A 12,097-nucleotide genomic window follows, 5' to 3' on the forward strand; every position below is an offset into this window, starting at 1 on the left:
CTCCCCCTCCCCGTCACCGGGAGGGGGAGGACCGTTTCGTATAGGCCCCGCCATGCCAACCGCCTTCCTTCTCTACGTGCGGGGGATCACGGCCGTGAACCGGCTGCTGTTCCGGATCGCCGCCGCGCTGATGTTCGTCGTCGTGCCGGTCATGATGTACGAGGTGATCGCCCGCTACGCCTTCGCGGCGCCGACCACCTGGGGCATGGAGCTGGCGACGCTGCTGTTCGGCCCGTATTTCCTGCTGGGCGGCCCGTACCTGCTGCATCTGCGCGGGCACGTGAACCTGGATCTGGCGCGGCGCGCCATGTCGCCGGGCTGGAACCGCTTCTTCGAGCTGGTCAACCAGCCGGTGATCGTCGCCTTCTGCGCGATCCTGCTCTACTACTCCTGGCCGCTCGCCGTGCAGGCGTGGGAGTTCAAGGAGACCTCCTTCTCCGCCTGGAACCCGCCGATCTGGCCGGTCAAGTTCGCCGTGCCGCTGGCCGTCGTGCTGATGGCGGCGCAGAGCATCGCGGAGTTCCTGCGCGTGCTGTTCCGTGACCCCACGGCCTTCGAGCCGGCATCCCACGACACGCCGGAGACCGCGGCATGACGCCCACCGCCATTCTCGTCACCATGTTCGGCGGCCTGACCCTGTTCATGCTGACCGGGCTGCCGATCGCCTTCGTGCTGGGCGGGCTGTCGCTGCTGTTCACGGTCACGCTGTGGAACGCCGACGCCGTCGTCATCCTGGCCCTGCAGATCTTCGACACCATGCGGTCGGAGGCGCTGCTCGGCATCCCGCTCTACATCCTGATGGCCAGCATCCTGCAACGCTCCGGCGTCATCGAGGATCTGTACCGGGCGATGGAGCTGTGGTTCGGCCGGGTGCGCGGCGGGCTCGCCATCGGCACCGTGGTCATCTGCGTGATCATGGCGGCGATGACCGGCGTGGTCGGGGCCGCGGTGACCGCCATGGGCGTGCTGGCGCTGCCGGAGATGCTGCGCCGCCGCTACGATCCGGGGCTGGCGACGGGGACCATCTGCGCCGCCGGCACGCTGGGCATCCTGATCCCGCCGTCGGTGCTGACCATCGTCTACGCGGTGACCGCGCAGATCTCCATCGGCAAGATGCTGATCGCCGGCATCGTACCGGGCGCCATCCTGGCCGCCCTCTACATCGCCTACATCCTGGCCGTGTCCTACCTGAAGCCCGGCAAGGTGCCGGCGGCGGCGGTGGAGCGGGTGCCGCTGGGCGCCAAGCTGCGCAGCCTGCGCTCGCTGGTGCTGCCGGCGCTGATCATCGTGATGATCCTGGGCTCCATCTTCTTCGGCGTCGCCACACCGACGGAGGCCGCGGCGGTGGGCGTGGTGGGCGCCATGATCGCGGCCGCCCTGCGCCGTCGCCTCACCATCGACAACCTGTCGACCGCGGCGGTGGAGACGCTGAAGGCGACCGCGATGATCCTGTGGATCACCATCGGGGCCAAGGCCTATGTGGCGATCTTCACCGGGCTGGGCGGGGCCGACACGCTGATGGGCTTCATCCGCGATCTGAACGTCCACCCCTACATGGTGCTGGCGGTGATGATGCTGGTGCTGATCTTCCTCGGCACCGTGCTGGACGAGATCGGCATCATCCTGCTGACCGTCCCCGTCTTCCTGCCCATCGTGCGGCTGCTGGGCTTCGACGAGGTGTGGTTCGGCGTGCTCTACGCCATCACGATCCAGATGGGCTACATCAGCCCGCCCTTCGGCTACACGCTCTTCTACATCAAGGGCACGCTGCCGAAGCATCTGGGCATGGACACCGTGTACCGCGGCATCGTGCCCTTCTTCCTGCTGCAGGTTCTGGGCCTGCTGATCTGCGCCGCCTTCCCCGGGCTGGTCACCTGGCTTCCCCGCCTGATGGTGGGTGGCTGAGCCCCCTGCCCTGCCCTGCCCGTTCTCGCACGCGTTCCTTTGGAGACGACACCCGTGACCAGCAACCAGCTCAAGAGCTCCCGCATCTCCGGCTTCCACAAGAAGTCGCCGCAGGAACGCCTCGACCTCGTCGCCGCCTTCGCCGGGCTGGACGAGGCGACGGTGGCGCACCTCGCGAACATGGGGAACCTCGACCCGCACCTCGCCGACCACCTGATCGAGAACGTGGTCGGCACCATGAACATCCCCGTCGGCATCGCCACCAACATGCGCATCGACGGCGAGGACATGCTGATCCCGATGGCGACCGAGGAATCCTCGGTCGTCGCCGCGGTCTGCAACGCGGCGCGCCAGTGCTACGACGTTGGCGGCTTCGTGACCTCCTCGTCGGGCACGCTGATGATCGCGCAGATCCAGCTCGTGGATTCGCCCGACCCGCACAACGCCCGCATCAAGATCCTGGAGCGCCGTGACGAGATCAAGGCGGTCTGCGACGAGTGCGACCCCATCCTGGTCAAGCTCGGCGGCGGCTTCCGCGACGTCGAGGTGCGGATCATCGACACGCTGGGCGGGCCGATGGTGATCACCCACCTGATCGTCGACACCCGCGACGCCATGGGCGCCAACGCCGTGAACACCATGGCGGAGAAGCTGGCCCCCAGCATCGCCGCCTGGACCGGCGGGCGCACCTACCTGCGCATCCTGTCCAACCTGGCCGACCGCCGGCTCGCCCGCGCCCGCGCCACTTGGACCTGCGAGGCCATCGCCGCGTCGGGCATGGCGGGCGAGGCGGTGCGCGACGGCATCGTCAGCGCCTACCAGTTCGCGGCGGCCGACCCCTACCGTGCCGCCACCCACAACAAGGGCATCATGAACGGCATCACCGCCGTGGTGCTGGCGACCGGCAACGACACCCGCGCCATCGAGGCGGGCTGCCACGCCTACGCCGCCAAGGACGGCCATTACGGCAGCCTGACCCGCTGGGAGGTGACGCCGGAGGGGCATCTGGCCGGCAGCATCGAGGTGCCGATGGCCGTCGGCCTGATCGGCGGCGCGACCAAGCTGCACCCGACCGCGCGCGCGAACCTGAAGATCCTGGGCGTCACCACCGCCGACCGTCTCGCCCGCGTCATCGCCGCGGTCGGCCTCGCCCAGAACTTCTCGGCGCTGAAGGCGCTGGCGACCACCGGCATCCAGAAGGGCCACATGGCGCTGCACGCCCAGAACATCGCCATGATGGCCGGTGCGGTGGGCGAGGAGATCGACCGCGTCGCCCGCGTCCTGGTCGAGCGCGGCACCGTCCGCGTCGATGTGGCGGAAGCCGAGCTGAAGCTGATCCGCGGGTGAGCCCTCGCACCCGCTGACACGGCGTGGCAGCATGGGGCGTCCCTGATCGGAACGTCCCATGCCCCGCGCCGAGCGCCTGTTCGACCTGTTGCAGATCCTGCGCCGCCACCGCCAGCCGGTGAGCGGCGCTTCGCTTGCCGGGGAGCTGGGGGTCAGCCTGCGCACGCTGTACCGCGACATCGCCGCCCTCCAGCGGCTGGGGGCCGAGGTGGATGGGGAGCCGGGTGTCGGCTATGTGCTGCGCCCCGGCTTCCTGCTGCCGCCGCTGATGTTCGCGGAGGAGGAGATGGAGGCGGTCATGCTCGGCATCCGCTGGGTGGCGGAGCGCGGCGATCCCCGGCTGGCCGCCGCGGCGCGCGACGCGCGGGCCCGCATCGGCGCCGTGCTGCCGGCGGAGCTGCGCGACCGGATCGGCACCCCTTCCCTTCTGATCGGGCCGGAGTCCGCGGGCTCCGCCGACACGGTGGACCTCGCCTTGCTGCGCGACGCGCTGCGGCGGGAGCGCAAGTTGGCGCTGGTCTACCGCGACCAGTCCGGGGCGGAGACCGAGCGCACGGTGTGGCCGGTGGCGCTGGGCTTCTTCGACCGCATGCGCATGCTGGTGGCGTGGTGCGAGCTGCGCGACGGCTTCCGCCATTTCCGCACCGACCGCATGGTCTCCGCCACCGTCACCGACCAGCGCCCGCCGCGCCGCCGCGCCGCCCTGCTGACGGCATGGCGGGAGAGCGAAGGCATCCGCTGCATGGACTGCTGACAGGAACTGACAGTGGGCCGGTCCACACTGCGGTCATCCCAACCAAGGAATGGACCCGCCAGCATGGACCGCACCACCACCGTTCTCTACGTCGCCGACGTGGCCGCCAGCGTCGCCTTCTACCGCGCCCGGCTCGGGCTGGAGCCGGTCGAGAACCACCCCGGCTTCGCCATGTTCGCCCTGCCCTCGGGCGGGCTGATCGGGCTGTGGTCGCGCGCCGACGCGATCCCGCCGGCCGCCCCCGGCAGCACCGGCTTCGAGCTGCTGTTCCCGGTCGCCGACCGCGACGCGGTGGAGACCGCCCACCGTGAGTGGAGCGAGGCCGGCGTGCCCATCGCGCAGGCACCGCGCTCGCTGGACTTCGGCCACAGCTTCGTCGGGCTCGACCCGGACGGCACCCGGCTGCGGGTGTGCTTCCTGTCCGGGATGTAATCGTCAGTTTACTGACGAAATTCCACCCTTGCCCGCCTCCGGCGGGAGAGGGAAGGGGCCCGCGCGAAGCGTGGGAAGGGTGAGGGCTAGGTCCCCCCGGGAATCCCTGCCCTCACCTTCCCGCTTCGCGGGCCCCTCCCTCTCCCGCCGGCGGCGGGCGAGGGATTTTGGCATGCGGTGCCCCCGCCGCGGTCATTCGCCCAACAATGAAGCATGCGGCGGTATGACGCAGCGGCGCAACGCCGCGCGTTCCCTGCCCCAGCCCCGCCGCCGCCCCTGGCACGCCATTTGCTCATAACACTGAGCAATAAGAGCGAGAGGCAGGGGCTATGGGTCTGGAGGGCAAGGTGGCCGTGGTCACCGGCGGCGCCCGCGGCATCGGTGCCGCGGTGGCGCGCGGGCTGGCCGAGCGCGGCGCCCGCGTGGTGATCGCCGACCTCGACGGTGCGGAGGAGGCGGCGCGGACCCTGCGCGACGCCGGGTTCGAGGCGGCGGGCCTGCGTGTCGACGTGTCGTCGGAAGCCGACACAGCGGCGATGGCCGCCGCCGCCGAGGACGCGTTCGGCGGGCTCGACATCCTCGTCAACAACGCCGGCATCTACTCCAGCCTGACGCCCAAGCCCTTCGCGGAGATCGATCCGGCGGAGTGGCGGCGGGTGATGGAGGTCAACACGCTCGGCATCTTCCTGTGCTGCCGGGCGGCGCTGGCGCCGATGACTCGGCGCGGCGGCGGGCGGATCGTCACCATCTCCTCCGGCGTCGCCTTCAAGGGCAACCCCTTCATGGCGCATTACGTGGCGAGCAAGGGGGCCGTCGTCTCGCTGACCCGCGCGCTCGCCACCGAGCTCGGCCCCCGCGGCATCCTGGTCAACAGCGTCGCCCCCGGCTTCACGCTCAGCGACGGCGTTCTCGGCAACCCCACGCTGGTGGCGGGGGTGAAGGAGCCGTCGCTGCGCAACCGGGTGCTGGCGCGCGACATGCTGCCGGAGGATCTGGTGGGCGCCGTCTGCTTCTTCGCCGGGCCGGATTCGGCCTTCATCACCGGCCAGACCCTCGTGGTCGATGGCGGTGCCTATTACCACTGAGCCGGGGGTTACAGCATGACCAAGGGCATTCCCGTCATCGACATCGCCCCCGCGCTCGCGGGATCGCTGGAGGACCGCAAGCGGGTGGCGCGGGAGATCGACCACACCTGCACCGAGACCGGCTTCTTCACCATCACCGGCCATGGGGTGGACACCGCGCTGATCGACGCGCTGCGGTCGACCGCGCACGCGTTCTTCGCCCTGCCGCTGGACGAGAAGCGGCGCGCCATCCACCCGGTGGCGGACACGCCGCGCGGCTACCGCGCGCTGGGCATCGAGGCGCTGGCGCACGGCAACGACCGCCCTACCCCGCCGGACCTGAAGGAATACTACCATTTCGGCCGCGAGCGCTGGCCCGACGAGCCCTACTACACGTCGGCGGAGGGGCGTCGCTACTTCATCCCCAACCTGTGGCCGGAGCGCCCCGAGGGCTTCGCCGCGGTGGCCGAGCGCTACTACGCGGAGATGGAGCGTCTCGTGCTGTGCATGATGCGGCTGACCGCGTTGGCGCACGATCTGGACGAGACTTTCTTCGACGACAAGATCGACCGCCACATCACCGCGATGCGCCTGAACTTCTACCCCGAGCAGACCGGCGCCCCGGCCCCGGACCAGATGCGCGCCGGCGCCCACACCGATTACGGGCTGCTGACCATCCTGAACGGCGAGAATGTGCCGGGCGGCTTGCAGGTGCTGACCCGCGGCGGCGAGTGGATCGACGTGGAGACCGACCCCGGCAACTTCGTGGTCAACATCGGCGATCTGCTGATGCGCTGGACCAACGACCGCTGGGTCTCCAACACCCACCGCGTGATCAACCCGCCGGCGGAGCTGGCGGCCAAGACCAAACGGTTGTCCATCGCCTTCTTCCACCACCCCAACTACGACGCGCGGGTGGAGTGCATCGCCCCGCCGGGCAAGGCGAAATACCCGCCCGTGCTGTCCGGCGAATACCGCGACCTGAAGTACCGGCAGACCCGCGTTTCCGCGGCGTGAGCCCCCTGCCCTCCCCTTTCCCCCCTGTGACGATCAACAAGGAGACGATGCCCATGGTGCGATTGACAGCCCTGGCCGCGCTGGCGCTGGTCCAGGCCACGGCGGCCCAGGCCCAGGACACCGTGAAGATCGGCGTGACCCAGCCGCTGACCGGCGCCGTCGCCGCGTCCGGCAACTACATCACCGACGGCGCCCGCATCGCCGAGGCGATGTTCAACGCCCAGGGCGGCGTGCTCGGCAAGAAGATCGAGCTGGTCATCGAGGACAACAAGAGCAACCCGAAGGAGGCCGTCACCACCGCGGAGAAGCTGGTCCTGCGCGACAAGGTGCCGGTGATGATCGGCGCCTGGAGCTCCACCTTCACCCTGGCGGTGATGCCGAAACTGCTGGAATACGGCGTGCCGATGGTGGTGGAGACCTCGTCATCCAGCAAGATCACGACCGCCGGCAACCCGTGGGTGTTCCGCATCGCGCCGACCTCCGCCATGGAGGCGAAGGCCTTCGCGGAGAAGCTGTCGCACTTCGACCCGCCCATCAAGAAGGTCGATTTCCTGAGCGTCAACAACGACTTCGGTCTGGGCGCCGCGCAGGCCTTCAAGAAGGAGCTGGGGGCCAAGGGCGTCGCGGTCGGCGTCACCGAGACCATGACCCCCGACGCCACCGACCTGTCGGCCCAGCTCACCCGCATCAAGCAGTCGGGCGGCGACACCGTGATCGTCACCTCGGGCGTCGAGCAGATCACGCTGGCGGTCAAGCAGGCGGCCGAGCAGCGCGTCACCCACCGCATCCTGACCACCGGCGGCTCCTTCCCCGGCGAGTTGATGGCGAACCCGGTCGGCGCCGGCAGCTACCACCTGCTGTTCTTCCCGCCCTGGAACCCGGAGAAGGCCACCCACGCCGACCTCGCCACCACCTTCGTCGCGGAGTGGAAGAAGCGCAACCTGGAGTTCGCCGGCCTGACCGAGGGCTTCCGCGGCTACGACGCCGTCGCCACCGTGGTGGAAGCCGTGAAGCTGGCCGGCAAGGCCGAGCCCGCCGCGATCCGCGACGCGCTGTGGAAGGTCAAGGTGAAGGGCATCAACGGCGACATCGCCTTCATGAAGGACGGGCCGGAGGGCAAGGAGAGCGGCCAGAACATGCCCAACGTCTATGTGGTGATGCTGAAGGACGGCAAGGTGTCGATGCCCTGACCGGACGGACCGGGCGATGCACGGGCGGGGGGCTTTCCCCCGCCCTTTTTGTTTCTGCCCAACTTTTGATCAGGGCTGACGCGCTTATCGGTCATAGCGACTGACCCTTCCCCGTACCGTACCATCGCCCCCGCGGCGGGTGTCGCGGGGAGGAAACGGAATGCAGCGGACGCGCGTCTTCTTGGTCTTTTCGCTGGGCTTCTTCATATCCTACATATTCCGCGGTGTGAATCTCGCCCTGGCGCCCGACCTGATCGCGGCGCTGGGGCTGTCCGCGTCCGATCTCGGCTTGCTGACCAGCCTGTTCTTCGTCGCCTTCGCCGGCAGCCAGATCCCGCTGGGCATGCTGCTCGACCGGTTCGGCCCACGGCGGGTGGAGGCGGCGCTGTTGCTGGTGGCGGCGGCGGGGTCGGTGCTCTCGGCCCTGGCGACCGATCCGGCGACGCTGATGGCCGGGCGGCTGCTGGTCGGGATCGGCGTGTCCGCCTGCCTGATGGGGGCGTTGAAGGCGCTGCTGCTGTGGTTCCCGGTGGACCGGCTGCCGGTGGTCAATGGCGGGCTGTTCGCGCTGGGCGGGCTGGGGGCGGTGGCGGCCGCGGCCCCGGTGGAGTGGGCGCTGACCGTCACCGACTGGCGCGGCGTGTTCCTGGGCATGGCGGCGGCGACGGTGGCGACGGCCGTCCTTCTGATGGCGCTGGTGCCGGAACGACAGGGGAACCAACCGGACCAGGGCATCCGCGCGCAGCTCGCCGGACTCGCGCGCATCCTGCGCGATCCGTTCTTCTGGCGGCTGGCCCCGCCGACCATGGTGCAGCAGGGCACCTTCCTGGCGGTGCAGGGGTTGTGGGCCGGACCCTACCTGATGGATGTGGAGGGGCTGGACCGGCAGGCGGCGGCCAACACGGTGTCGCTGGTCGGGCTGGCGATGGCCGCGGGTTTCGGGCTGACCGGCACCGCGGCGCGCGCCCTGTCGCTGCGCGGCGTGCCGCTGGCGATGACCAGTGCCGCGACCATGGCCGGGTTCCTGGTGATGCAGGTGGTGATCCTGTCCGGCCTGCCGCTGCCGCTGTGGCTGTCCTGGGCGCTCTACGGCTTCTTCGGGGCGAGCGGGGTGATCTCCTACGCCACGGTGACCGCGCAGTTCCCCCCTCACCTCTCCGGCCGGGCCAACACGGCGATGACGCTGACCATGTTCGGCTGGGCCTTCCTGACCCAGCTCGGCATCGGCGCGGTGCTGGACGCCGGCACGGCCGCGGGCTACGCCGCCGCCGACCTGCACCGCGGCGTCTGGGCGGTGCTGGCCGCCATCTTGGCCGCCACGTTGCTCCCTCTGTTCGCCGTGGCACGCCGCGCTTGAGAATTTTCAACCGGCCCCTGCCCGCTTGAAAATTCTCAAGTCACCCGCCGCCCGGCCCCGTCTGTTGCCCGCGGGCCACCCACCATCAACAAAGCATCAACACGCTGTTGATCCGGGGTTGACCCGACCTCCCCTGCCCCGTAGCGTCCGCCGCAACGCAACGGGCAAAGCGGGGGGCTCAATGGGTGCGACCATGGGCGGCGAGGATCTGAAGGCGCTGCGCGCGTCGCGTAAGCTCAGCCAGGACGGGCTCGCGAAGCTGCTGAACGAGCGGTTTCGCCGCTCCTACGACCGCGCCAAGGTGTCGAAGTGGGAGAACGGCGTCGACCGGGTGCCGGATGACGTCGCCGCCTTCCTGACGCCGGCCGATCCGGCGCCGGCGCCGGGCATCCCGACCGCCAACACCGGCCCGGCGACCGTGCTCTGCGTGGTCAACCAGAAGGGCGGCGTGTCGAAGACGGGCACGGTGGTGAACCTCGCCTGGCTTCTGGCGCGCTCCGGCCACAAGGTGCTGGTGGTGGACTGCGACGCGCAGGGCTCCGCCACCATCCATCTCGGCCTCTACCCGCCGGAGATGGAGCTGGAGGGGCGCACGCTGTTCCATGTGCTGCTGCGCAAGCGCCCGGTGCAGGAGGCGATCGTCAGCGCCTGCGACGGCATGATCGACCTCGTGCCGTCGGGCATCTCGCTGGCCAAGGCGGACACCGAGATCTCCGCCATGCCGCATGGCGAGCTGCTGCTGAACAAGGTGCTGTCGGCGGTGCGCAGCGGCTACGACGTGATCCTGCTCGACTGCCCGCCGCATCTGGGCAAGATGACGACCTCGGCGCTCAGCGCGTCCAACAAGGTGCTGATCCCGTCCAACGCGGAGATGCTGAGCATCATGGGCATCCCGGCGCTGCTGGAGAGCGTGGAGCAGGTGCAGACCATGGTGAACCCCGGCCTGTCCATCCTGGGCGTGCTCCCCACCCGCTTCGACGCGCGGCGCAGCCAGGACAAGGCGCGCATGCAGGACCTCGCCAACATGGCGGCGGAGAACCGGCTGCGGCTGTTCCAGCCCGTGCGCAACGCGGTGATCTATGTGGAGGGGGTCAACGCCGGCGTGCCGGCGCTGAAGCTCGACCCCAACGCGCCGGGTGTTGAGGCCTTCGTCGAGGTGATGGAGGCGCTGCTGGCCCCGGCAACCCCCAAGGCGGAGGCGACCCATGGCGCGTAACCGGCCGCAAGGCAACACGTCGATGATCGCGCGGGCGTCCTCGCGCGCCGCGGAGCAGGTCCTGGCGGGGGAGGGCGGGCGCAAGCTGCGCGAGGTCCCGGTCGACCAGATCGTCCCCAACCCGCACCAGCCGCGCCGCCATTTCGACGAGGGCGGGCTGGAACGGCTGGGCCAGTCCATCGCCGCCAAGGGGCTGATCCAGCCGATCAGCGTGTGGCAGGTGGGGCTCGACCGCTACCAGCTCATCGCCGGGGAGCGGCGCTGGCGGGCGTCCCGCATGGCCGGTCTGCCCACCGTCACCGCCATCGTCCGCAGCGAGCGCCCGGACGAGGCCACCGAGGCGCTGATCGAGAACCTCGTCCGCGAGGATCTGGACGTGCTGGAGGAGGCGCACGCCATCGAGCGGCTGCTGGAGGAGCAGGGCGTGCAGCAGGACGAGCTGGCCGCCATGCTGGGCAAGGACCCGGCGGAGATCACCCGCTCCCGCAAGATCCTGCGCCTGCCCAAGGCGGTGCTGGAGGAGTACCGCGACCACCGCGCCATGGTCTCCCGCGCCCAGATGGTCGCCATTGCGGAGGCCGCGGACGTGGGCACCCAGATGCAGCTCTGGGGCATGGCGAAATCCGGCGTCAGCTCCACCGCCATCCGCGCCGCCCGCAAGGGCGGGGCAGGGGAGGGGGGTGCCGTCCCGGTGCCGGCGCTCACCCGCTCGCTGCGCTCGTTGGGAAAGCTGGTCGACGGGCTTCCGTCCGAACCGGTGCCGCTGGGGGAGGAGGAGCGGCGGCTGCTGGAGGCGGCGCGGGCGCGGATCGACTCGCTGCTGGGCGGTTGAGAATTCGCAACTGGCCATCGTTGCAGTTCATGCAACAATCTGATCCAACAAGGCCGGATTGTGCCGAACCCTGATCGGCCGCATCTTCTCCCCCAGACGCGGACCACCGCAAACCAGGGAGATACGGAGATGATCACGGTTCGGCATCGCGACAATCGCGGCGTGGTGGAGATGGGCTGGCTGAGCAGCCGGCATTCCTTCTCCTTCGGCCACTACTACGACCCGGCGCACATGGGCTTCCGGGCGCTGAGGGTAATCAACGAGGACCGGGTGATCCCCGGTGCCGGCTTCCCTACCCACCCCCATCGGGACATGGAGATCGTCTCCTATGTGCTCGACGGCGGGCTGGCGCACAAGGACACGCTCGGCACCAGCTCGACCATCCGGCCGGGCGACGTGCAGCGCATGAGTGCCGGCACCGGCATCCGCCACAGCGAGTACAACTCCTCCGCCGAGGCCCCCGTCCACTTCCTGCAGATCTGGATCCTGCCGGAACGTGAGGGGATGCCCGCCGGTTACGAGCAGAAGACCTTCTCCGAGGAGGAGAAGCGCGGTCGGCTGCGGCTGGTCGGCTCGCGCGACGGCCGGGACGGCAGCGTCACCATCCACCAGGACGTGGACCTCTACGCCACGCTGCTGGAGGAGGGCGACGCGGTGACCCACAGCCTGAACCCGGACCGCCACGCCTGGGTGCAGGTGGCGCGCGGCACCGCCTCGCTGAACGGCATCGAGCTGCGCGCCGGCGACGGCGCGGCGGTCAGCAAGGAGACGGCGCTGACCATCGCCAGCAGCACCGGCGCCGAGGTGCTTCTGTTCGATCTGGCGTAGTTTTCTGTCCACCCCGCGATCAGCAGGTGCGGAGCACGAAAAATCCGTTATGCTGATCGTCGGGGCAGGAAGCGATTGCGCGGGTCTGCCCCCGTCCCTATAGTGGGACCGCTGATATGTTAGCGGTATTTCTATGGGGCGGGGCACTCGCGACA

At 69.8% G+C, this 12,097-nt stretch carries 12 protein-coding genes; all 12 read left to right on the plus strand.

The genetic code is table 11. From position 1 onward, the window contains the following. Positions 1-52: 52 nt before the first annotated feature. Entirely contained in the window at positions 53-595 is a 543-nt protein-coding gene (locus HL658_RS08190) for a TRAP transporter small permease subunit (RefSeq protein WP_180281458.1), read from the plus strand. Continuing rightward, positions 592-1,905 (plus strand): TRAP transporter large permease, encoded by a 1,314-nt coding sequence (locus tag HL658_RS08195; protein ID WP_180281459.1) that lies wholly within the window; start codon positions 592-594, stop codon positions 1,903-1,905. The genes HL658_RS08190 and HL658_RS08195 overlap by 4 nt, the downstream gene beginning before the upstream one ends. A 54-nt stretch (positions 1,906-1,959) precedes the next feature. Then, positions 1,960-3,252 (plus strand): hydroxymethylglutaryl-CoA reductase, degradative, encoded by a 1,293-nt coding sequence (locus HL658_RS08200; RefSeq protein ID WP_180281460.1) that lies wholly within the window; start codon positions 1,960-1,962, stop codon positions 3,250-3,252. Positions 3,253-3,310: 58 nt separating this feature from the next. Continuing rightward, positions 3,311-4,006, plus strand: coding sequence for a helix-turn-helix transcriptional regulator (locus HL658_RS08205; RefSeq protein WP_180281461.1), 696 nt, complete (start codon positions 3,311-3,313; stop codon positions 4,004-4,006). Positions 4,007-4,069: 63 nt separating this feature from the next. After that, a complete protein-coding gene (locus tag HL658_RS08210; protein WP_180281462.1) occupies positions 4,070-4,438 on the plus strand; it encodes a VOC family protein in 369 nt (122 codons plus the stop codon). A gap of 347 nt (positions 4,439-4,785) precedes the next feature. Further along, positions 4,786-5,523, plus strand: coding sequence for an SDR family NAD(P)-dependent oxidoreductase (locus tag HL658_RS08215; protein WP_211109683.1), 738 nt, complete (start codon positions 4,786-4,788; stop codon positions 5,521-5,523). A 15-nt stretch (positions 5,524-5,538) separates the two neighbouring features. Next, the gene (locus HL658_RS08220; RefSeq protein WP_180281464.1) at positions 5,539-6,519 is read left to right on the plus strand and encodes an isopenicillin N synthase family dioxygenase; all 981 of its coding nucleotides are present in this window, start codon (positions 5,539-5,541) and stop codon (positions 6,517-6,519) included. A 53-nt stretch (positions 6,520-6,572) separates the two neighbouring features. Further along, positions 6,573-7,709 carry an ABC transporter substrate-binding protein gene (locus tag HL658_RS08225; RefSeq protein WP_246337394.1) on the plus strand — a complete coding sequence of 379 codons (1,137 nt, stop codon included), beginning with the start codon at positions 6,573-6,575 and terminating at the stop codon, positions 7,707-7,709. A gap of 160 nt (positions 7,710-7,869) precedes the next feature. After that, positions 7,870-9,066, plus strand: coding sequence for an MFS transporter (locus HL658_RS08230; protein WP_180281466.1), 1,197 nt, complete (start codon positions 7,870-7,872; stop codon positions 9,064-9,066). 181 nt (positions 9,067-9,247) lie between these two features. After that, positions 9,248-10,282, plus strand: a complete 1,035-nt coding sequence (locus tag HL658_RS08235; protein WP_180281467.1) for an AAA family ATPase — start codon at positions 9,248-9,250, stop codon at positions 10,280-10,282. Then, positions 10,272-11,114 carry a ParB/RepB/Spo0J family partition protein gene (locus HL658_RS08240; protein ID WP_180281468.1) on the plus strand — a complete coding sequence of 281 codons (843 nt, stop codon included), beginning with the start codon at positions 10,272-10,274 and terminating at the stop codon, positions 11,112-11,114. Before HL658_RS08235 ends, HL658_RS08240 begins: the two co-directional genes overlap by 11 nt. A 129-nt stretch (positions 11,115-11,243) precedes the next feature. After that, the gene (locus tag HL658_RS08245) at positions 11,244-11,942 is read left to right on the plus strand and encodes a pirin family protein (protein WP_180281469.1); all 699 of its coding nucleotides are present in this window, start codon (positions 11,244-11,246) and stop codon (positions 11,940-11,942) included. Positions 11,943-12,097: the final 155 nt, after the last annotated feature.

This window comes from Azospirillum oleiclasticum (assembly GCF_013423485.1).
Classification (GTDB): domain Bacteria; phylum Pseudomonadota; class Alphaproteobacteria; order Azospirillales; family Azospirillaceae; genus Azospirillum; species Azospirillum oleiclasticum.